Source organism: Ruegeria sp. CJ3 (assembly GCF_056536725.1).
Genome location: NZ_JBQFQE010000008.1, coordinates 130,887 through 151,333, shown reverse-complemented (window position 1 = coordinate 151,333; position 20,447 = coordinate 130,887). Strand labels below are relative to the sequence as shown.

Below are 20,447 nucleotides of genomic sequence, written 5' to 3'. Positions count from 1 at the left end.
TCAGTAGCGGTAATGCTCGGGCTTATAGGGACCTTCGGGTTTCACGCCGATATAGGCCGCCTGCTCGCTGTCCATCTGAGTCAGCTTCACGCCGATGCGGTCCAGATGCAGACGGGCGACTTTTTCATCCAGATGCTTGGGCAGGATGTAGACATCGTTTTTGTATTCATCACCCTTGGTGAACAGCTCAATCTGGGCCAGAACCTGATTGGTGAAGGAGGCCGACATCACGAATGAAGGGTGACCGGTGGCGTTGCCAAGGTTCAGCAAACGACCTTCGGACAGCAGGATCAGACGATTGCCCGAGGGCATCTCGATCATGTCCACCTGTTCCTTGATGTTGGTCCATTTGTGATTCTTCAGACTGGCCACCTGAATCTCGTTGTCGAAATGGCCGATGTTGCCGACGATGGCCATGTCCTTCATCGCGCGCATATGCTCGATGCGGATCACGTCCTTGTTGCCGGTGGTGGTGATGAAGATATCCGCGCTGGCAACTTCGTCCTCCAGCAGGGTGACTTCAAATCCGTCCATCGCGGCCTGCAGCGCGCAAATCGGATCGACTTCGGTGACTTTCACCCGGGCACCCGCACCACGCAGCGAAGCGGCCGAGCCTTTGCCCACGTCGCCATAGCCACACACAACGGCGACCTTACCGGCCATCATGGTGTCGGTGGCGCGGCGGATCCCGTCGACCAGCGATTCCTTGCAGCCATACTTGTTGTCGAACTTCGACTTGGTGACCGAGTCATTCACGTTGATCGCCGGGAACGGCAAGTGGCCGTCTTTGACCAGCTGATACAGGCGGTTCACGCCAGTGGTGGTCTCCTCAGAGACGCCCTGGATCTGATCCCGCATCTTGGTAAACCAGCCCGGGGATGCGGCCATACGCTTGGCGATCTGCTTCTTGATCACCTCTTCCTCTTCCGAACCCGGAACGGGGATGATGTCTTCCCCTGCTTCGGCGCGCGCGCCCAGCAGGATGTACAGCGTGGCGTCGCCGCCATCGTCGAGGATCATGTTTGGGCCGTCTTCGAACAGGAAGGACTTGTCCAGATAGTCCCAGTGCTCTTCCAGCGTCTGGCCCTTGATAGCAAAGACCGGAATACCGGCATCGGCAATTGCCGCCGCCGCATGGTCCTGCGTCGAGAAGATGTTGCACGATGCCCAGCGTACATCCGCGCCCAGCGCAACCAGTGTTTCGATCAGAACAGCGGTTTGGATGGTCATGTGCAACGAGCCAACAATTCGGGCACCGCTCAGCGGTTTGCTTTCGCCGTATTCGGCGCGCAGTGACATCAGCCCCGGCATTTCGGTTTCGGCGATGTCCAGTTCCTTGCGGCCAAAGCCCGCCAGTGAAATGTCTTTAACGATATAGTCCCCGGCCATCAGGTGCTCCACTCCGGTAAATCTTGATCCGGATTGCCCCTAGCATTCCTTCGGGCAAGTGGCAACGAGGATGGCCGGAAACGGGAACTTACGCCTTGATAATCAGCTTGGCGTACCCTCGACCTTGATCTTGGGGATCGCCTCGAAAAAATCAGTACCGACAGCGACAATACAGCTAATGCCGTTGGGTTGCGTGACCAGAACGGTGTAACTTCCCGTCTCCTTTGAGGTCCAGACCTCCATCACAGATTGCGCGCCCCGAGATTTCTGCAACCCGCCAAAGGCCAATTCCTCGGCGTATTTGTCCTGCAGATTGGAAATCAGTTGATCGCGGACGGCACAGTTATTTTGGGCAAAGGCCGGCGGCGCGGTCGCGGCCATACCAAAGGTCAGGGCAATTCCAAGTAGACGCTTGAACATGACAAGCTCCTTTCGATACGAGTTTCGTTTCGAGAGGGGCGCATAACTGGGAGGAGTCAGCACCCCCCTCAGTCCTTGATGTCGGGATCGTACCGAACGGTTTCAAAGCACGAGTGCTCAAGAAAATGTTGGCAGCCGGTGATCCTGACAGGTACATCATAGCATAAAGACGCGAATTTTATGTGTCCCACTTCACAAGGCATGGCAAAATGGCAACACAACCCCGCGCATGGCAAAGGATGCTGTCGGGCCGCAGGCTGGACCTGCTGGACCCCACCCCGGTGGATATCGAGATTGAGGATATCGCCCATGGTCTGGCCTTTGTGGCGCGCTGGAACGGGCAAACGGCGGGCGATTTTGCCTATTCCGTGGCCGAGCATTCCCTGCTGGTCGAAGAGCTTTTTGGCCGGATTGCGCCAAAGGCACCCGTGAAATGGCGGCTGGCTGCGTTGTTACATGATGCCCCCGAATATGTGATCGGAGACATGATCTCGCCCGTCAAATCCGCCGTTGGCCCGGATTACGGCGCGCTGGATGACCGTCTGGCGGCAGCGATACACATCCGGTTCGGATTGCCCGCCGAGGTGCCGAAGACGGTGAAACGGCAGATCAAAAAGGCCGACAAGATCAGCGCATGGATGGAGGCAACGCAGATCGCGGGGTTTTCCGAGGCCGAGGCCTGCAAGTTCTTTGGGCAGCCGGATAAGGCGGTGATGGAGGGGCTGGCGATCACACTGCGCCCGCCCATTGAGGTGAGAGAAGCGTATTTGTCAAAACATGAAACATTACTCGCCTGCTTCTAGCCGGTGTCGGATAATACGTCTCTCTCAACTATCGAAACAATAGTTTTGCCATCTAACATTCTTAGTTTGGCTATGAATTTTCAAATCGAATTGGCCCATTAAACCAAAATGCGCAAACTCCTTACCACATTGATTACATTATTTTTTCTGCAATCCGAAGCTGCGGCATCTCCAGCCGATGATGCGGTGTTCCTTACGAGCCAGCATCTGAACTCAGAAACTGTTCAAGCGGTGAGACGATGGGCGGCACGTATACACGTTAGAGCCCTCGCAAATCCGCTTGCTGAACGAGATATCAAAATTCGCGACGCTGATCGCTTCGCAGAGATGATACCAAATGAAATCACCGACCTCGCGATCCGAAGTTACCTGGAATCTGGCGAAAGGATCTACCTCGAGACGTTCAGCTCCAGTCACTTGGATCAGATTTCTACATTCCATCGGCTAGATGTAGGGCAAAAGCTGCTGGCCGCTTCTTCGAGTAAGGCATCGAAACAAATGTCGGCAGAAAGCCAAGACATTATTCTTTCTGGTATTCTGGAGCTCGATGAAACTGAGATCAAAGAGACGCTGTCTTCAAAAGAGCTGAGCGAATACGCTGCTTTCATTAACAGTGATGCTGGCGAAGCGCTTCAAGAAAGCTGGGAGTCTATAATGCGCCGCATGAGCTTGGCACTCATCAATGGGGTTTGGGAACCTGAACTGAGAGATTCCGAGATTGCACTTCCATTTATGTTAGAGGTATTTGAAACAAAAGGGGTTTTAAGTTTTCCAAACCCCATTACGAGACAGGATAGCATACAAAAACTGCGCACAGAAATTGATCAGTGATTTCTCGTTGGAATTCTCTAGATCACCGCGGACTGCGCTTCGCCAAAATCCTTTGCAACGTCCGACGGTGCATGTTCAGTCTCCGCGCGGTCTCGGAGACGTTTCGATCACACAGCTCATAGACCCGCTGGATATGCTCCCAGCGCACGCGGTCCGCGCTCATGGGGTTTTCTGGCGGTGGGGGCAGTTCGTCGCCTCTGGCCAGCAGCGCATTGGTGATGTCGGTGGCATCGGCGGGTTTGGACAGGTAGTCGGTCGCGCCGATCTTCACGGCGGCCACGGCGGTGGCAATGGCGCCGTAGCCGGTCAGCACCACAACCCGGCTGTCGGGGCGTTTTTCACGCAGCACTTCGACCACGTCCAGACCGTTGCCATCCTCAAGCCGCAGGTCGACCACCGCATAGGCAGGCGGGCGGGCGGTGGAAATGGCACGGCCTGCGGCGACCGAGCCTGCTGTTTCAACCTCGAACCCGCGCTTTTCCATGGCCTTGGCCAGGCGTCTCAGAAACGGCTCGTCATCATCGACCAGAAGCAGCGATTTGTCGGGGCCGATGTCAAGCTGGGAACTGTCTGCCATATGTGGGTCTTTCCGCTATTTCATGCCTTTGGCTTGAACATGAGTAATAGCAGCGCCATTCCAAAGGTCAAACAACCCGTCGCAGCCTAGAGCCGGTCGATAAAGCAGCCCACCTTGTCCGCCATCTGCTCGGCCGTGTCGTCACGCTTGAAGAATTCAAGGAAACCGTCCTCGGGGGTGACCAGATAGGTAAAGGTGGAATGGTCGACCAGATAATACTCGTCGCTTTTGTCATGGGCCTTGTAATAGGTCTTGTAGGCCTTGCTGGCCGCCTTGACCTGCTCGGGCGATCCGGTCAGCGCGATCATGCGCTCGTGCAGGTTGAAAGCGTAATCGCCCATGACTTCGGGCGTATCGCGGTCGGGGTCGATCGAGATGAACAGTGGCGTCACCGACTGACCGCGCTCGGCCAGAATGTCGATCGCCTCGGCGTTTCGGGACATATCGAAGGGGCAGACATCGGGGCAGAAGGTATAGCCGAAATAGATCAGCGTCGGCTCGGTGATCACATCCTTGTCAGTCACGGTCTGACCTGCGGCGTTGAGCAGTTCGAACGGGCCGCCAATGGCTGCGGTGCCGCCCGCGATCTGGCTGGACCGACATTGGGCGAATCTGTCATCCGATCCTGCGCCCCGCGTGAGCAGCCACATGGCCCCCAACCCGATGGCCAGAACAACGGCTGCAAGTATGGCATAAAGGCGGATCATGGTGGCGTTCCTCGCATGAGGGGTTATTGATCGTTTCGGCGCGGACACCTATCAACATGAGGGGCCGACGCAATAGGACATAATCGACCGATGACCGATTCCAATACCAGCCTCTGGCGCGGGCACGAGCGCAGCACATGGATCCGACTGCGCACGCTGATCCTGTTGCGCTGGGTCGCCATCGTCGGCCAGATCACCGCGATCACCGTGGCGCAACAGTCCTATGACGTGCAGCTGGAGCTGGGCCTGTGCTATTTCGCCATCGGCGTCTCGGTCATGGGCAACCTCACGGCCATCCTGCTGTTCCCCGAAAACAAGCGCCTGTCAGAGTTTGAAAACTTCCTGATGGTGCTGTTCGACCTGCTGCAACTGTCCTTCCTGCTGTATCTGACCGGCGGGCTGAACAACCCGTTCGCCCTGCTGCTGGTCGGCCCTGTCACGATTTCCGCCAGCGTGATGAGCACACGCTCGACCCTGATCATCGGCGGGGTGGCGGTGATCCTGACCACTCTGCTGGCGCAGTTTCACCTGCCGCTGCGCACCGATCTGGGCCTGGTGCTGGACATCCCCGACATCCTGCTGTTCGGCAACTGGGCCGCGATTATCATCGCCATCGTGTTTCTGGGCGCCTATTCCCACCGCGTCAGTTCCGAGGTGCATTCGATGTCCGAGGCGCTGTCGGCCACCCATATGGCGCTGGCACGCGAACAGAAACTGACCGATCTGGGCGGCGTGGTCGCCGCCGCCGCGCATGAACTGGGCACGCCGCTGGCAACCATAAAACTCACCAGCTCGGAACTGATCGAAGAACTGGACGACCGCCCCGAGCTGAAGGAAGACGCCGCCCTGATCCGCGAACAGGCGGACCGGTGCCGCGATATCCTGCGCGACATGGGCCGGGCGGGCAAAGACGACCTGCATCTGCGTCAGGCCCCGCTGTCGGCGGTGATCCACGAAGCGGCAGAACCGCATGTCGACCGTGGCACAGAAGTGCATTTCGCCGAAGGGCCGCTGCAGGACGGAGACGTGCAGCAACCGTCAATTCTGCGCAAGCCCGAGATCATTCACGGGCTGCGCAACCTGATCCAGAACGCGGTGGATTTCGCCCAGACGCAGGTGTGGGTCGAGGCCGGTTGGACGGCAGACCAGATCACCGTCTGCATCATGGATGACGGGCGCGGGTACCCTTCGCATATCATCGGACGGATCGGGGATCCGTTCATGCGTCGGCGGCGCGCCGACCGCAGCAGCCGCCCGGAATATGAGGGTATGGGTCTGGGCCTGTTCATCGCGAAAACCCTGCTGGAACGCAGCGGGGCCGAGCTTTTTTTTGCCAACGGGGCCGACCCCTATCAGAACCTCACCGATCAGCCCGAGCGGCGCGGAGCAATCGTCAAGGTGGTCTGGCCGCGCAAGCTGATCGACGCACAGACCGGGGATACCCCGGTGCCCTCGGGCGCAAACCAGCCGTTTCAGATCTGAGTTAAGACCCCGTTAACATTTCGCCGGCATACAGGGGTCCGATGGTTTTTCAGGGACACGACAGCAATGGCTGACTGGATGATTCTGGCTGCAATCAGTCTGGTTTCGGCGGGTTTTGCAATGCGCTGGTTGCTGCCGCGCAGACCATATCGAGGGGGCGACTATGGGCTGTCGGCCCGCGGGTGCCTGTTCGATGCGGTGTTCCTATTCGAGGACGAACATCTGATCGGCCATTCCGATATCGCGCTGGACGGGTACGAGGCGGTCACCTGCTGGGCCGATCTGCGGCGGCTGCTGCAGCGGGATTTCCCGGCCTTCCCCGAAACCCCGCAAATCGTCTGCTACAAGGGTAATCTGGTGGTCCCCGCCATAGACTGCACAGTCCGGCGCGAAGTTGTCTGCGAATGGATCGACGGCATCGTCCGGGTGCAGTTGCGCGACCTGACCGACGGCGCCCCTGTGGCCCGGCGGGATCAGGATGATCCGATCCGGCTGGCCATGGACCAGGCACCCTACCCGGTCTGGCTGCTGGACAGCGCCAACAAGGTCAGCTGGTGCAATGCAGCTTATGTTGCGCTGGCGCGCAAGGCCTGCGGTCCCGATGCCGATCTGACGATCCCGTTGTTCCCCACTCCGCAGGACGAGGCACAGCTGGGTCGGAAAACCCGCGTCCCGATACCGGTGCAAGGCGGTGACGCGAAGCTCTGGTTCGACCTGACCCGGGTATCTCATGAACAGGGGCAGCTATGCTATGCGGTTGATATCAATGCGATTGTCGAGGCTGAGGTGGCGCAGCGCAAATTCGTCCAGACCATGACCAAGACCTTCGCCCAGCTGTCGATAGGTTTGGCCATTTTCGACCGCAACCGGCAGCTTGCCCTGTTCAACCCCGCGCTGATCGACCTGACCACGCTGCCGCCCGATTTCCTCAGCTGCCGCCCCAGCTTGTCCAGCTTTTTCGACCGGCTGCGCGATCAGCACATGATGCCCGAGCCCAAGAACTATCGCAGCTGGCGCAACCAGATGAACGATCTGCTTGAGGCGGCGCAGGACGGCAATTATCAGGAAACGTGGTCGCTGCCCTCGGGGTCGGTCTATTCCGTCAGCGGCCGCCCGCATCCCGACGGCGCGGTGGCCTTCCTGTTCGAGGATATCACCGCCGAGATCACGCTGACCCGTCGCTTCCGGTCCGAGATGGACCTAATGCAATCCATTCTGGACAAGCTGGCAGATGCGATCGCGGTGTTCTCGGATGACGGAACGCTGGCGCTGACCAACTATGCCTATCGGATGCTGTGGGGCGGCAGCGATGAAGCCGGGTTTGAGCCTGTGACCGTGCTGGACGTCACCCGCCAGTGGCAGGACCGCTGCACCGCCACCCCGGTTCTGGGTGAAATCCGCGATTTCGTCGCCGCACGCGAGAACCGGGCCGAATGGTCCGCCGATCTGACGCTGCGCGACGGCGCCGTGCTGACCTGTACGGTCAACCCGATGCAGAATGGCGCGACCATCGTCCGGTTCGGCACCAGCGACAGCGCCCACACCCCAGAGGAAATCCGCAAGATCAGCGCCTGATCCGGGTTGCGGCCACCGGGGCGCAGGTTCATTGTGGCGCCATGACTGCGCCGCTCAAGCTTACTCTCCGCTCACCGCAGGACACCGCCGCCCTTGCCGCCCGTCTGGGGGCCGCGCTGCGCCCCGGCGACGCTATTTTGCTGGACGGCGCTATCGGCAGCGGCAAGACCCATTTCGCCCGCGCGCTGGTGCAATCCGTGCTGTCGGTGCCCGAGGATGTCCCCTCGCCGACCTTCACCCTCGTTCAGGTCTATGACACCCAGATCGGCGAGATCTGGCATTCCGATCTCTATCGCCTCTCCTCGGTCGAAGAGGTTGAGGAACTGGGGTTGATCGAGGCCTTCGACACCAGTATCTGCCTGATCGAATGGCCTGAAAAACTGGGCGCGCTGACACCTGATGCGGCGCTTTTGATCCGCTTTGCCGCCGACCCGGATGGCCCGGACATGCGGCATCTGGACCTCAGCTGGACAGACCCGAAATGGACCACCAGACTGGAGGGGACCTCATGACAAACCGGGCGGTTCTGGCCGAGGCGCTGATTGCCCAGACACCCTGGCGCGGGGCGCAGCATGCGCCGCTGGCCGGCGATGCCTCGAACCGCCGGTACGAGCGTCTGACCGATCCCGCGACCGGCCGGACAGCGGTGCTGATGGATGCGCCACCGGACAAGTGTGAAGATATCCAGGCGTTTGCCCGCATGGCCGAATATCTGCGCTCGCTTGGCCTGAGCACACCGAAGATCTATGCGGAAGATGCCGAATACGGGTTCCTGCTGCTTGAAGATCTGGGGGATGCGCTGTTTGCCCGCGTCCTGCGCGATGATCCAAAGGCCGAGCGGGAGCTCTATGGCGCGGCCACGGATGTTCTGGTGCATCTGCACGCGGCCCCGACCCTGTCGCTGGACAGTTACGACCCGGCCATGATGACCGAGTTCGCGGCACTGTCCTTCACCAAATACGCCCAGGGCGTGCTGGGAACCCATGACGCCGAAGCCCGCGCCCGGTTCGAGCTGCGGTTTGCCGACATCCTGCACCGCGAAACCGGCGGCACCCGCGTTGTGGTGCAGCGCGACTATCACGCCGAAAACCTGATCTGGCTGCCCGAGCGCGACGGGTTGGCCCGCGTCGGCCTGCTGGATTTTCAAAGCGCGATGCTGGGCCATCCCGCCTATGATTTGATGTCGCTGCTGCAGGACGTGCGCCGCACCGTGCCCGCAGGCATCGAGATGCGGATGATCGACCGTTATATCTCGGCGACCGGCGTTGACGGCCATGATTTCCGCACCGCCTATGCGGTGCTGGGTGCCCAGCGCAACCTGCGGATCTTGGGTGGGTTCGCGCGGCTGGCCACGGATTACGGCAAGCCGCATTACGTCGATCTGATCCCCGCCGCCTGGGCCCATCTGATGCGCGATCTGGAACACCCCGCGCTTGTTCCGGTGGCCGATCTTCTGCACAAGGCCCTGCCCGCGCCCAGCCCCGAAAACCTCGCAATGCTGAGGCCGCAATGACCGGAACACCTCAAGCCGCGATGTTGTTTGCCGCCGGTTTTGGCACCCGCATGGGTGCGCTGACCAAGGACCGGCCCAAACCGCTGATCGAGGTGGCCGGGCGGCCCCTGATCGACCACGCGCTGGATCTGTTCGCGCCGCTGCAGCCGATGCGGATCGTCGCCAACACGCATTATCACGCCGATCAGATGGCCCGCCATCTGACTCCGAAAGGCGTGCTGCTATCGCATGAGGCCCCGCAGATTCTGGAAACCGGCGGCGGGCTGCGCGCAGCGCTGCCGACGCTGGGGCCGGGTCCGGTTTTCACACTGAACAGCGACGCGATCTGGGCCGGACCTAACCCGTTGCAACTGCTGCAGGACCATTGGGACCCAACCCGTATGGACGCGCTGCTGATGTGCATTCCCACCGGCCAGACGATTGGCCACACGGGTACCGGAGATTTCACGCGGGACACAACCGGGCGGATCACCCGTGGCAAAGACCTGATCTATGGCGGCGCGCAGATCCTGAAGACCGATGGTTTGCGCGATATTGCCGAGGATGCGTTCTCGCTGAACCTTCTGTGGGACCGGATGCTGCAGAATCGCCGACTGTTCGCGCTGTCCTACCCCGGTCGCTGGTGTGACGTAGGCCGCCCCGAAGGGATCGCGCTGGCTGAGGGTCTGCTTGCTGATGTTTGAGCCCGGCACCCTGCCCCGGGTCTTTACCGTCCCGCCCGGAGCGGATTTTCCGCGCGTTCTGGTCGATGGGCTGCGCAACCGGTTTGCGTCGCACCCGCCCGAGGCGCTGGCGCGGGTTCAACTGGTGGTCAACACCCGCCGCATGGCCCGGCGCGTGCGCGAGCTGTTTGATCAGGGGCCGCCCTGTTTGCTGCCACGGTTGTCTCTGGTCACCGATCTGGGCGACGGTGCTGATCTGGCGCAGGTACCGCCCGCAATTCCGCCACTGCGGCGACGGCTGGAGCTGACGCAGCTGATCGCAAAACTGCTGGATCAGCAACCCGATCTGGCCGCGCGGTCGTCGCTGTTTGATCTGTCCGACAGTCTGGCGGCGCTGATCGATGAGATGCAGGGTGAAGGTATCTCTCCCGATACGATCCGGACGCTGGATGTCAGCGATATGTCCGGCCACTGGGCCCGGGCGCAGGCCTTTATCGGGATCGCCGATCATTTCATGCAGACCGGACCTGACGCGCTGGACCCGCAGGCGCGGCAACGGCGCGTGGTCGAAGGTCTCATCGGGCGTTGGCACGAAACCCCGCCGCAGCACCCGATCATCCTTGCCGGGTCCACTGGATCACGCGGAACGACGATGATGCTGATGCAAGCCATCGCGGGCCTACCGCAGGGCGCGCTGGTGTTGCCGGGCTATGATTTCGATCAGCCTGCGCAGGTCTGGAACAGCCTCGATGACGCGCTAACCTCGGAAGATCACCCGCAATACCGCTTTCGTAAACTGATGCGCGATCTTGATCTGACGCCCGACCAGGTTCAGCCCTGGGCCAAGGTGCCGCCGCCCTCACCCGCGCGCAACAGATTGATTTCACTTGCCTTGCGCCCTGCCCCGGTCACCGACGCGTGGATGGCCGAGGGGCCGTCCCTGACCGATCTGCAGGGCGCAACGCAGGACGTGACACTGATCGAGGCCACCTCACCCCGATCCGAGGCTTTGGCGATTGCGCTGCGTCTGCGTCAGGCGGCCGAGACCGGCCAGACCGCCGCTTTGATCACGCCCGACCGGATGCTGACCCGGCAGGTCAGCGCCGCGCTGGACCGCTGGAACATCCTGCCCGATGACAGCGCAGGCCTGCCGCTGCAACTGTCGCCACCGGGCCGGTTCCTGCGCCATGTGGCGGGCCTGTTTGCCCGCCGTCTGGACGGTGAGGCGCTGCTGACCCTGCTCAAACACCCACTCTGCCATGACGGTGCGGATCGTGGTGCGCACCTGCTGCACACCCGCGACCTAGAACTTGACCTGCGCCGCCACGGCCCGCCCTTCCCCGACAGCGCCAGCCTGACCACCTTTGCGATCCGCGCTGATGCACCCGACGAGTGGACTCGCTGGGTGATTCAATCGTTCTGCAATCAATACAGCCCGACCGAGCGCCCGCTGGCCGATTGGGTGGCACGGCTGCGCGGGCTGGCCGAAGCCATTTCAGCCGGGCCAACCGGCGCGCCCGGCACGCTTTGGGACAAGAACGCTGGTCAAAAAGCGTTGGCGGTCATGACCACGCTGGAAGCCGAAGCGCAGCACGGCGGCGCAATGAGCGCTCATGATTTCGCCGACCTTCTGGGCGCGCTGCTGGCCGGAGAGGAAGTGCGCGACCGCGACGCCCCGCATCCGCATCTGATGATCTGGGGCACGCTCGAAGCGCGGGTTCAGGGGGCCGATCTGCTAATCCTCGGCGGGCTGAACGAGGGCAGCTGGCCCGAGGCCCCCACACCCGACCCATGGCTAAACCGACAGATGCGCAACGCCGCCGGGTTGTTGCTGCCCGAACGCCGCATCGGCCTGTCCGCCCATGATTTCCAGCAGGCGGTCGGCGCGCCTGAGGTGGTTTTGTCTCGCGCCACCCGCTCGGACGATGCAGAAACCGTACCGTCGCGCTGGCTGAACCGGATGACCAACTTGCTGCAGGGCCTGCCCGAAAAGGGTGGCGCGGATGCTCTGGCCGCGATGCGCGCGCGGGGTCGGCAATGGCTGGGCTGGGCCGAAGCACTGGAACAAGCCCCCCGGATCAACGCCGCGCATCGCCCTTCACCCCGGCCCCCGGTTGCTGCCCGACCCCGGCGTCTGTCGGTCACCGAAATCAAGCGCCTGATCCGCGACCCTTATGCCATCTACGCCCGCCACGTTTTGCGCCTGAAACCGCTGAACCCGCTGGTCCGCGCGCCCGACGCCCTGCTGCGCGGGATCGTGATCCACGAGGTCCTGGAGCAATTCGTGCGCGACAGCCTGCTGGACCCGGCCCTGCTGACCCGCGAGAATTTCCTGAAACGTGCCGAAGCCCTGCTGAGCGAGCATGTCGCGTGGCCCACGGCGCAAAAACTGTGGCTGGCGCGGCTGGATCGGATCACCGACAGTTTTCTATCCGCCGAAATCCAGCGTCGCGGTGACGGTGGGCCTGTCGCCTTTGAGGTCGGCATGAAACTGGCGCTGAAGCCTTTGGATTTCACCATCGCAGGGCGTGCCGACCGGATCGATCTGAACAGCCGCGGCGCGATGCGGATCATCGACTACAAGACCGGCGTCCCCCCAACCGAGAGCCAACAGGCCAAGTTCGACAAACAACTGCTGATCGAATCCGCGATTGCCGAACAAGGCGGGATCGAGGGGTTCGATCCGCTACCCGTGGCACAGGCCGTCTTCATCGGTATGGGCGGCACCTATAAAGAGGTCGACGCGCCGCTGGCGAAAGAACCGGCTGACAAGGTTATGGCCGACCTTAAACAGCTCATTTCTGCCTATTTAGAGCCTGATCAGGGCTTTTCCTCGCGCCGGATGCTGCACAAGGATACCGATATCGGCGACTACGATCATCTCGCCCGGTTCGGTGAATGGGACCGGTCCGCCGAAACCAAGCCAGAGGACCTGAGATGAGCGCGCGCAATGATGCCACCGAACGTCAGGTGCAGGCCGCGCGCCCGGATGCCTCGACCTGGCTTGCGGCAAATGCGGGTTCGGGAAAGACGCGGGTTCTGACCGACCGCGTGGCGCGGCTGCTGCTGGACGGGGTGCAGCCGCAACATATCCTGTGCCTGACCTACACCAAAGCCGCCGCCAGCGAGATGCAGAACCGGTTGTTCAAACGGCTGGGCGAATGGGCGATGCTGGGCGACGCGCCTCTGTTGGCGCAACTCACCGATCTGGGTGTCGAGGGCATCATTAGCGGCGACCGGCTGGCGCAGGCCCGCACTCTGTTCGCCCGCGCGATCGAGACGCCCGGCGGGCTGAAAATCCAGACGATCCACTCGTTCTGCGCCGCGCTGCTACGGCGGTTTCCGCTGGAGGCCGGGGTCAGCCCTCAATTTGCTGAGATGGAAGACCGCGCTGCCGCCTTGCTGCGTGAAGAGATTGTGGAGGATTTTGCCGAAGGCCCGCAGGCTGCACTGATCGAGGATGTGGCCCGCTTCGTCACCGACACCGGCTTTGACAAGCTGACCGCCGCCATCGCGCAGAAACGCAGCCATTTCGCGCATCCGCTTGCTTGGCCCGACCTGCTGCAACGCTTTGATCTGCCATCAGATTTCGACGAAGAAACCCTGCTGGGTCGCGTTTACATGAACGGAGAGGTTGACCTGATCCGATCCACGCTGCCCGCACTGACCGAGAGCGGCGGCAACAATGCCAAAGCCGCGGCCAAGCTGGCGGGTTTCACCCAACCAACGCTCGGGAATTTACCGCTGTTGGAAAGCGTTCTGCTGACCGGGAAATCTGCGAAGGAGCCCTTCACCGCCAAGATCAACAGTTTTCCCACCAAAGCCCTGCGCGAGGGTACGCTGGCCGACCGGATGCCCCAGCTTGACGCGTTGATGCTGCGGGTCGAGGCGGCACGGGAACAGCGGCTCGCACTAGTGGCGGCCCGGAAAACCCTTGTATTACATCGCTTTGCTGCTGCTTTTCTGCCAGAATATGAGCGGCGGAAACAACTGCGTGGCTGGCTCGACTTCGACGATCTGATCCTGCGCGCGCGGCAAGTTCTGAACGACCCGGCGGTGGCGGAATGGGTTCTGTACCGGCTCGACGGGGGCATCGACCATATTCTGGTGGACGAGGCGCAGGATACCAGCCCGGACCAATGGGACGTGATCGAGAAACTGGCGCAGGAATTCACCAGCGGGGAGGGGGCCCGGTCCGGGGTTGAGCGCACAATCTTTGTGGTCGGCGACAAGAAACAGTCGATCTATTCCTTCCAGGGCGCTGACCCGCAGGCCTTTGACCGGATGCAGGCCGAGTTTGGGCGGAAATTGCAGGAATCAAGCTCTAAACTGTGGGATTCGACGTTGGAATATTCGTTCCGATCATCCAGCGCGATCCTTGGATTGGTCGATATTCTGTTCGAGAACCGCGCCGAGGCCGGGTTTCACAAGGACGCGCTACACCGCGCGTTTAAAGCCGATCTACCGGGGCGCGTTGATCTATGGCCCGTGGTCGAGAAGGTCGAAGAGGATGAAGACAGCGACTGGACCGACCCCGTCGATCGGCCTGGCGCGCGACATCACACCGTCCTGCTGGCCGAGAAGGTCGCAAACTCAATCAAAGATATGATCGACAATGGTGAAACCATCCCGGAAGATGGGGACACGCCGGGCGACTTTGTGTGCCGCAAGGTGCAGCCGGGAGATTTTCTGATCCTTGTCCAGCGCCGCTCGGACCTGTTTGCCGAGATCATTCGCGCCTGCAAGGCGCTGCGTCTGCCCATCGCGGGCGCTGACCGCCTGAAGGTAGGTGCTGAACTTGCAGTCAAGGACCTCGCTGCGTTGCTGAATTTTCTGGCCACGCCCGAAGACAGCCTGTCGCTGGCCACAGTGCTGAAATCGCCTCTGTTCGGGTGGTCAGAACAACAACTGTTCGATCTGGCGCATCGACGCGACGAGGCTTTTTTGTGGGCCGCGTTGCGCAAGCGCGCTGAAGACTTCCCCAAGACGCTTGAAATCCTCAATGACCTGCGGGGTCAGACCGACTTTCTCCGCCCTTACGACCTGATCGAACGCATCCTGACGAGACATGGCGGACGGCGCAAACTGCTGGGGCGGTTGGGGGCGGAGGCCGAGGATGGGATCAACGCGCTGCTGTCGCAGGCGCTGGCCTATGAGCGCACCGATATCCCCAGCCTGACCGGGTTTCTGGTCTGGATGCAAACCGACGATCTGGAAATCAAGCGACAGATGAGCGGTGTCGGCAACATGATCCGGGTGATGACCGTGCATGGCTCTAAGGGCTTAGAAGCGCCGATTGTGATCCTGCCGGATACGGGCAAACGACAACCTCCGCGCGATGCCGAGATCATGATGGCCGGAGAAATGCCGCTGTGGAAGGTGCCCGCCGATGCGTCGCCCGCACTGGTCACCGCGGCGCGGGACGAGGCGCGTAAGCGGGAAGAAAATGAGCGGTTGAGGTTACTATATGTGGCTCTAACACGGGCCGAAAAGTGGTTGATCGTGGCTGCGGCGGGCGATGTGGGCAAGGATGGAACCAGTTGGTACCAGATGGTCGAGGCCGCGATGGGCCGCGCCGGAGCGACGCAATTGCCCGGAACACAGACACAACGGCTGGCGCATGGCGATTGGGACGCGCTACCCTTGGTCGAACACCATGCTGACACGTCCCGACGACAGGATCTGCCTGAGATGTTTCGGCAGGCGCCGAAGGAACCACCCGAACCGGTGGACACCATCAGCCCGTCGGATCTGGGCGGGGCTAAGGCGCTGCCAGGGGATGCGGGGCAGGATGAAGAGGCCGCCAAACTGCGCGGCACGCGGCTGCATCTGCTGCTGGAACATTTGCCCGCCGCCGACGGGGACCAATGGCCGCAGCTGAGCGCCCGGTTACTGCCCGATATGCCCGATGCAGAACGGCAAGAGATCGTCGCCGAGGCTGAAATGGTGCTCACCGCTGATCACCTGCAACAGGTGTTCGCGCCCGGGGCATTGGCAGAGGTTCCCGTCTCTGCCGATCTGAACGGCACCCGGATGCACGGCGTCATCGACCGACTGATCGTCACAGATACCGAAGTGCATGTGATTGATTTCAAGTCAAATGCCAGCGTCCCCGACACGCCTGAAACCTGCCCGGACGGGCTGCTGCGGCAGATGGGGGCCTATGCCCACGCGCTGGCGCAGATCTATCCCGAACATCAGGTCCGAACCGCGATCCTTTGGACCCGCACGGCGCGGCTTATGTGGCTGCCACACGATCTTGTGACAGATGCATTGACCACCCACCCGATATCTTGACCTCCTCCGGTCCGGCACCTAGGTTCTGTGCCCAAGCATTCCCCATTCAGGAGACAGAATATGTCGACCGTTGCCGTTACCGACGATACCTTTGATGCCGAGGTCAAGAACTCGGACGTTCCCGTTGTTGTGGATTTCTGGGCCGAGTGGTGCGGACCCTGTAAACAGATCGGTCCCGCACTGGAAGAACTGGCCAACGAGTATGGTGGCAAGGTGAAGATCGCCAAGGTAGACGTAGACAGCAACCCGAACTCGGCCGCAGCCATGGGCGTGCGCGGCATTCCGGCGCTGTTCATCTTCAAGGACGGTCAGGTCGTGTCGAACCGTGCGGGCGCGGCCCCCAAAGCGGCGCTGCAAAGCTGGATTGACGAGTCGATCTGATCCAACCGCATAGACAAAACAAAGGCGCCCGAACCGGGGCGCCTTTTTTCATGGGCTCTTGCCTTGACCCAAAAAGAAAAGCCGCCTGAGGATCAGACGGCCATCTTGATTGGGCTGTGCCAGCGGCGATCAGAAGTTGTCGATGTCGCTGCGGCTCAGGCCGATATCGTCCAGTTGCTCGTCGGTCAGGCGGTCCAGCTCTTGGCGGGTTTTCCGCGCAAGATGCCATTCGACAACGCCTTCAAAGCGATGGATGATTGCGTCCACTACGTGCAGGATGGTGACTGCTCCGAGCGGCGCGTGGGTTTTTGCGATCGTAGCCATGTGCGCGTTCCTTCAAACAGAAACAGCCGACCCGTTGTCGGTTGTCCCGCCCGTTTAGCGCCGGCACATGAGTCCCACAAATGCTGGTTCGACAGCCCCGCTTTGCGCTGTGTGCATATCTTTTGGGCAGTTTAAGAACGGTTGCGCCGCCCGCGCGCCCGGCCCATATATGTCGCCACGGATTACGGAGGCTTCCATGGCAGACAGCGATTTTCCCGGATGGCACGGCACGACCATCATCGGCGTCAAAAAGGGCGGGCAGGTCGTCATTGCCGGGGACGGGCAGGTCAGTCTGGGCCAGACCGTGATCAAGGGCACCGCCCGCAAGGTGCGACGCCTGTCGCCCGGCGGGTTCGAGGTGGTCGCGGGGTTCGCCGGATCCACGGCGGATGCCTTCACGCTGCTGGAACGGCTAGAGGCCAAGCTTGAGGCGACACCCGGTCAACTGGCCCGCGCGTCGGTCGAGCTGGCCAAGGATTGGCGCACAGACAAGTATCTGCAAAAGCTTGAGGCGATGCTGATCGTCACCGATGGCAAGGACCTGCTGGTGATCACCGGGGCAGGGGATGTGCTGGAGCCGGAACATAACGTGGCCGCCATCGGATCGGGCGGCAACTTTGCGTTGGCTGCTGCGCGGGCGATGATGGACAGCGACAAGCCCGCCGAAACGGTTGCACGCGAGGCCATGGCGATTGCCGCCGATATCTGCGTCTACACCAACGGCAATCTGACGGTTGAGACCATATCAGGCTAGCAGCGCCTTAATCTCTTTCCCTTTCCAGCGCAGGTGCATTCCGATCAGACCCATGATCGCGGTGGCAATCACGATGTAATAGGGCAAGCGGATGTCGATGCTCATCAGCCCGCCGCCGATCAGAGACATGATGCCGCCCGCAAGGCAGAACACCGCAGTGGTGACGCCCATGACCCAGCCCTGATCCGTCTCACTGACCGAAGATGAGAACAGGCCCAGCAAGGTCGGGTAGGATACGCCGAAGAAGAAGTAGAAGAAGAAGACGGGGATATAGCTCAGTACGCCGCTGGGGCTGAAGGCAAAGCCAAAGCCGCAGATCACCATGACCACCAGCGAGAAATAGATGATCTGGTGTTTGCTGAACCTTTGCTGCGCGGGTTTCACCAAGAAGGTGCTTGAGAAGGCCAGCGCGAAACCGATCACGACCATGGCCATGCTGCCGCCGATCACGCCATAGCCCCAGGCGCTGGTCAGGAAATTGTCGACGAAGACATAGAAGGTGACGTTGGCGATCATGAACAGCGCATAGACCGGCAGGATCTTCAGCACCATCGGATGCCCGCGCACGGCAATCAGGCTGTCGGTGATGTCGCGGGGGCGAAAGACAAAGGGCGCGCGCTCGGTCCGTGTGTCCTTGAAGAATGTGGTCACTAGGAAGATGGCGATCACGACCAGCACAAAGGCCCCGTAGAACGGGGTTTTCAGTGTCGCCGCGCTGCCCAGCAGGGCCGCGTCGGACAGGACCGCGCCGATGATGGGCCCTCCGACCAGACCAAAGCTGACGCCGGTGACGATATAGCCCATGTTGCGGTCCCGATCAGCCGCATCGGTGCTGCCGTCGATCATCGCCGCCTGCGCGATGGGTTGGTTCCCGGCAGTGAACCCGGTGATCGAGCGCCCGATGATCAGCATCAGCAGGCTGTTCATATAAAGCGCGGCGATGGTCAGCGCATAGCCCGCCAACGCTCCGCCCAGGCAGATCAGCAGGGCATTCTTGCGCCCGATGGAGTCCGAGACCTTGGACACATAGACCACCCCCAGAAACCACGACAAGAAGAAGCATCCGATCACCAGCCCGTAGTAGAAATGCCGCCGTCCCATGGGTGTATTTTCCGGCAGGAAGCCCGATTTCGTCTCCATGATCAAAGAGTTGATGATGGGAAAGACCAGCCCCTGTCCGATCAGGTCCACAAACACCACGAACAGCAGGGTGATCTTGGCAATTTTGGTCATCGGGGCGCTCCGGACTGTCAAGCTGTTGAAATCACTGTAACAGAGGGCGCGCCGAACACCTAAGGAAAGCATTTGCAAAGCGGAAAGGGCATTGCTAAGCAACGCCGCCGATGTTGTTTTCGCCCTTGCTGTGACTACCTAAGCCAAACCGCTGATCGAAAGGACTGCCCCCGTGACCGACCTGACCCCGCGCGAGATTGTCTCGGAACTGGATCGCTTTATCATCGGGCAGAAGGATGCCAAGCGCGCCGTCGCCGTGGCGCTGCGCAACCGCTGGCGGCGCAAGCAGTTGGCAGATGACATTCGGGACGAGGTTTATCCCAAGAACATCCTGATGATCGGCCCCACCGGCGTCGGCAAGACCGAGATCAGCCGCCGTCTGGCCAAACTGGCCCGCGCGCCTTTCATCAAGGTCGAGGCCACCAAGTTCACCGAGGTCGGCTATGTCGGGCGCGACGTGGAACAGATCGTGCGTGATCTGGCGGATGCCGCGATCATCCAGACCCGCGAATACATGCGCGAGGATGTGAAGGCGCGCGCCTATCAGGCCGCAGAGGATCGTGTGATTGCCGCCATCGCCGGAGAGGACGCCCGCGAAGCCACGCGCGAGATGTTCCGCAAAAAGCTGAAAGCGGGTGAGTTGGACGATACCGAGATCGAACTGGAGCTTTCGGACACGTCGAACCCGATGCCAATGTTCGACATTCCCGGCCAGCCCGGCGGTCAGATGGGGATGATGAATCTGGGCGATATCTTCGGTAAGGCCTTTGGCGGGCGCACCGTCAAGAAACGTATGACCGTCGCCGACAGCTATGACGCGCTGATCGGGGAAGAGGCCGACAAGCTGCTGGATGATGAAACCGTCAACCGCGTCGCCTTGGAGTCGGTCGAACAGAACGGCATCGTGTTTCTGGATGAGATCGACAAGGTCTGCGCGCGCGCAGAGGCGCGCGGCGGCGATGTCAGCCGGGAAGGGGTGCAGCGCGACCTGCTGCCGCTAATCGAAGGCACCACCGTCTCTACCAAACACGGCCCGGTGAAAACCGACCACATCCTGTTTATCGCGTCCGGTGCGTTTCACATCGCCAAACCCTCGGACCTGCTGCCGGAATTGCAGGGTCGTCTGCCGATCCGGGTCGAGTTGCGGGCGCTCACCGAAGAAGATTTCGTGCGTATCCTGACCGAGACCGACAATGCCCTGACCCGCCAATACACAGCCCTGATGGGCACCGAAGAGGTCACCGTCAGCTTTACCGATGACGGCATCGCCGCGCTGGCCAAGATTGCAGCGGACGTGAACCAAAGCGTCGAAAACATCGGCGCGCGGCGGCTGTATACGGTGATGGAGCGCGTGTTCGAAGAACTCTCGTTCACTGCGCCCGATCAGGCCGGGGTCGAGATCACGGTAAACGCGCAGTTTGTCGAGGACAATCTGGGTGAGCTGACCAAATCCACCGACCTCAGCCGTTACGTTCTGTAACAACAAGCGGCTGATTGTC

At 61.2% G+C, this 20,447-nt stretch carries 18 protein-coding genes; 12 read left to right on the top strand and 6 right to left on the bottom strand.

Annotated features, from left to right (window positions below; all coding sequences use genetic code 11):
• Both ahcY and ACR0J1_RS15235 read right to left on the bottom strand, forming a co-directional pair.
• Positions 1–1,389 carry an adenosylhomocysteinase gene (gene ahcY / locus ACR0J1_RS15240; protein ID WP_480733817.1) on the bottom strand — a complete coding sequence of 463 codons (1,389 nt, stop codon included), beginning with the start codon at positions 1,387–1,389 and terminating at the stop codon, positions 1–3.
• Between the two features lie 102 nt (positions 1,390–1,491).
• Complete coding sequence (locus ACR0J1_RS15235; protein WP_480533803.1) at positions 1,492–1,809, bottom strand: hypothetical protein; 318 nt, start codon at positions 1,807–1,809, stop codon at positions 1,492–1,494.
• A gap of 209 nt (positions 1,810–2,018) precedes the next feature.
• Here ACR0J1_RS15235 and ACR0J1_RS15230 point away from each other — a divergent pair, with 209 nt between their 5' ends.
• Together ACR0J1_RS15230 and ACR0J1_RS15225 are read left to right on the top strand one after the other, a co-directional pair.
• Entirely contained in the window at positions 2,019–2,612 is a 594-nt protein-coding gene (locus ACR0J1_RS15230) for an HD domain-containing protein (protein WP_480733816.1), read from the top strand.
• 108 nt (positions 2,613–2,720) lie between these two features.
• Complete coding sequence (locus ACR0J1_RS15225) at positions 2,721–3,443, top strand: hypothetical protein (protein ID WP_480733815.1); 723 nt, start codon at positions 2,721–2,723, stop codon at positions 3,441–3,443.
• 22 nt (positions 3,444–3,465) lie between these two features.
• Here ACR0J1_RS15225 and ACR0J1_RS15220 read toward each other — a convergent pair whose 3' ends face one another.
• Together ACR0J1_RS15220 and ACR0J1_RS15215 are read right to left on the bottom strand one after the other, a co-directional pair.
• Positions 3,466–4,020 (bottom strand): ActR/PrrA/RegA family redox response regulator transcription factor, encoded by a 555-nt coding sequence (locus ACR0J1_RS15220; protein WP_480733814.1) that lies wholly within the window; start codon positions 4,018–4,020, stop codon positions 3,466–3,468.
• An 86-nt stretch (positions 4,021–4,106) separates the two neighbouring features.
• Positions 4,107–4,727 (bottom strand): SCO family protein, encoded by a 621-nt coding sequence (locus tag ACR0J1_RS15215; protein WP_480733813.1) that lies wholly within the window; start codon positions 4,725–4,727, stop codon positions 4,107–4,109.
• Between the two features lie 90 nt (positions 4,728–4,817).
• Between ACR0J1_RS15215 and regB the strand changes: the two genes are divergently transcribed.
• The 8 genes from regB (at position 4,818) to trxA (ending at position 16,637) form a co-directional block, all read left to right on the top strand.
• Positions 4,818–6,209: a sensor histidine kinase RegB gene (gene regB, locus ACR0J1_RS15210; RefSeq protein ID WP_480733812.1), complete on the top strand. Its 1,392-nt coding sequence runs from the start codon at positions 4,818–4,820 to the stop codon at positions 6,207–6,209.
• A gap of 66 nt (positions 6,210–6,275) precedes the next feature.
• A complete protein-coding gene (locus tag ACR0J1_RS15205; RefSeq protein WP_480733811.1) occupies positions 6,276–7,784 on the top strand; it encodes a PAS-domain containing protein in 1,509 nt (502 codons plus the stop codon).
• Between the two features lie 41 nt (positions 7,785–7,825).
• Positions 7,826–8,296 (top strand): tRNA (adenosine(37)-N6)-threonylcarbamoyltransferase complex ATPase subunit type 1 TsaE, encoded by a 471-nt coding sequence (tsaE, locus tag ACR0J1_RS15200; protein WP_480733810.1) that lies wholly within the window; start codon positions 7,826–7,828, stop codon positions 8,294–8,296.
• Positions 8,293–9,297, top strand: a complete 1,005-nt coding sequence (locus ACR0J1_RS15195) for an aminoglycoside phosphotransferase family protein (RefSeq protein WP_480733809.1) — start codon at positions 8,293–8,295, stop codon at positions 9,295–9,297. Before tsaE ends, ACR0J1_RS15195 begins: the two co-directional genes overlap by 4 nt.
• Positions 9,294–9,980: a nucleotidyltransferase family protein gene (locus tag ACR0J1_RS15190; protein WP_480733808.1), complete on the top strand. Its 687-nt coding sequence runs from the start codon at positions 9,294–9,296 to the stop codon at positions 9,978–9,980. The genes ACR0J1_RS15195 and ACR0J1_RS15190 overlap by 4 nt, the downstream gene beginning before the upstream one ends.
• Positions 9,973–12,900: a double-strand break repair protein AddB gene (gene addB, locus ACR0J1_RS15185; protein ID WP_480733807.1), complete on the top strand. Its 2,928-nt coding sequence runs from the start codon at positions 9,973–9,975 to the stop codon at positions 12,898–12,900. The genes ACR0J1_RS15190 and addB overlap by 8 nt, the downstream gene beginning before the upstream one ends.
• The gene (gene addA, locus ACR0J1_RS15180; protein WP_480733806.1) at positions 12,897–16,256 is read left to right on the top strand and encodes a double-strand break repair helicase AddA; all 3,360 of its coding nucleotides are present in this window, start codon (positions 12,897–12,899) and stop codon (positions 16,254–16,256) included. Before addB ends, addA begins: the two co-directional genes overlap by 4 nt.
• Before the next feature lie 60 nt (positions 16,257–16,316).
• Positions 16,317–16,637: a thioredoxin gene (gene trxA / locus ACR0J1_RS15175; protein WP_170410773.1), complete on the top strand. Its 321-nt coding sequence runs from the start codon at positions 16,317–16,319 to the stop codon at positions 16,635–16,637.
• A 129-nt stretch (positions 16,638–16,766) separates the two neighbouring features.
• Here trxA and ACR0J1_RS15170 read toward each other — a convergent pair whose 3' ends face one another.
• The gene (locus tag ACR0J1_RS15170) at positions 16,767–16,961 is read right to left on the bottom strand and encodes a DUF1127 domain-containing protein (protein ID WP_480733805.1); all 195 of its coding nucleotides are present in this window, start codon (positions 16,959–16,961) and stop codon (positions 16,767–16,769) included.
• Between the two features lie 196 nt (positions 16,962–17,157).
• Between ACR0J1_RS15170 and hslV the strand changes: the two genes are divergently transcribed.
• On the top strand, positions 17,158–17,715 hold the full coding sequence (gene hslV / locus ACR0J1_RS15165; protein WP_480533779.1) for an ATP-dependent protease subunit HslV: 558 nt from the start codon (positions 17,158–17,160) through the stop codon (positions 17,713–17,715).
• On the opposite strand, the gene ACR0J1_RS15160 is transcribed toward hslV, so the two are convergent.
• On the bottom strand, positions 17,707–18,948 hold the full coding sequence (locus ACR0J1_RS15160; protein WP_480733804.1) for an MFS transporter: 1,242 nt from the start codon (positions 18,946–18,948) through the stop codon (positions 17,707–17,709). The genes hslV and ACR0J1_RS15160 overlap by 9 nt on opposite strands.
• Positions 18,949–19,120: 172 nt before the next feature.
• Between ACR0J1_RS15160 and hslU the strand changes: the two genes are divergently transcribed.
• Positions 19,121–20,428: an ATP-dependent protease ATPase subunit HslU gene (hslU, locus tag ACR0J1_RS15155; protein ID WP_480733803.1), complete on the top strand. Its 1,308-nt coding sequence runs from the start codon at positions 19,121–19,123 to the stop codon at positions 20,426–20,428.
• Positions 20,429–20,447 lie beyond the last annotated feature (19 nt).

What these genes read in the sequence shown, in the direction of transcription:
- ahcY (WP_480733817.1), bottom strand. Translation starts at nt 1,389, where the DNA reads ATGGCCGGGGACTATATCGTTAAAGACATTTCACTGGCGGGCTTTGGC.
- ACR0J1_RS15235 (WP_480533803.1), bottom strand. Translation starts at nt 1,809, where the DNA reads ATGTTCAAGCGTCTACTTGGAATTGCCCTGACCTTTGGTATGGCCGCG.
- ACR0J1_RS15230 (WP_480733816.1), top strand. Translation starts at nt 2,019, where the DNA reads ATGGCAACACAACCCCGCGCATGGCAAAGGATGCTGTCGGGCCGCAGG.
- ACR0J1_RS15225 (WP_480733815.1), top strand. Translation starts at nt 2,721, where the DNA reads ATGCGCAAACTCCTTACCACATTGATTACATTATTTTTTCTGCAATCC.
- ACR0J1_RS15220 (WP_480733814.1), bottom strand. Translation starts at nt 4,020, where the DNA reads ATGGCAGACAGTTCCCAGCTTGACATCGGCCCCGACAAATCGCTGCTT.
- ACR0J1_RS15215 (WP_480733813.1), bottom strand. Translation starts at nt 4,727, where the DNA reads ATGATCCGCCTTTATGCCATACTTGCAGCCGTTGTTCTGGCCATCGGG.
- regB (WP_480733812.1), top strand. Translation starts at nt 4,818, where the DNA reads ATGACCGATTCCAATACCAGCCTCTGGCGCGGGCACGAGCGCAGCACA.
- ACR0J1_RS15205 (WP_480733811.1), top strand. Translation starts at nt 6,276, where the DNA reads ATGGCTGACTGGATGATTCTGGCTGCAATCAGTCTGGTTTCGGCGGGT.
- tsaE (WP_480733810.1), top strand. Translation starts at nt 7,826, where the DNA reads ATGACTGCGCCGCTCAAGCTTACTCTCCGCTCACCGCAGGACACCGCC.
- ACR0J1_RS15195 (WP_480733809.1), top strand. Translation starts at nt 8,293, where the DNA reads ATGACAAACCGGGCGGTTCTGGCCGAGGCGCTGATTGCCCAGACACCC.
- ACR0J1_RS15190 (WP_480733808.1), top strand. Translation starts at nt 9,294, where the DNA reads ATGACCGGAACACCTCAAGCCGCGATGTTGTTTGCCGCCGGTTTTGGC.
- addB (WP_480733807.1), top strand. Translation starts at nt 9,973, where the DNA reads ATGTTTGAGCCCGGCACCCTGCCCCGGGTCTTTACCGTCCCGCCCGGA.
- addA (WP_480733806.1), top strand. Translation starts at nt 12,897, where the DNA reads ATGAGCGCGCGCAATGATGCCACCGAACGTCAGGTGCAGGCCGCGCGC.
- trxA (WP_170410773.1), top strand. Translation starts at nt 16,317, where the DNA reads ATGTCGACCGTTGCCGTTACCGACGATACCTTTGATGCCGAGGTCAAG.
- ACR0J1_RS15170 (WP_480733805.1), bottom strand. Translation starts at nt 16,961, where the DNA reads ATGGCTACGATCGCAAAAACCCACGCGCCGCTCGGAGCAGTCACCATC.
- hslV (WP_480533779.1), top strand. Translation starts at nt 17,158, where the DNA reads ATGGCAGACAGCGATTTTCCCGGATGGCACGGCACGACCATCATCGGC.
- ACR0J1_RS15160 (WP_480733804.1), bottom strand. Translation starts at nt 18,948, where the DNA reads ATGACCAAAATTGCCAAGATCACCCTGCTGTTCGTGGTGTTTGTGGAC.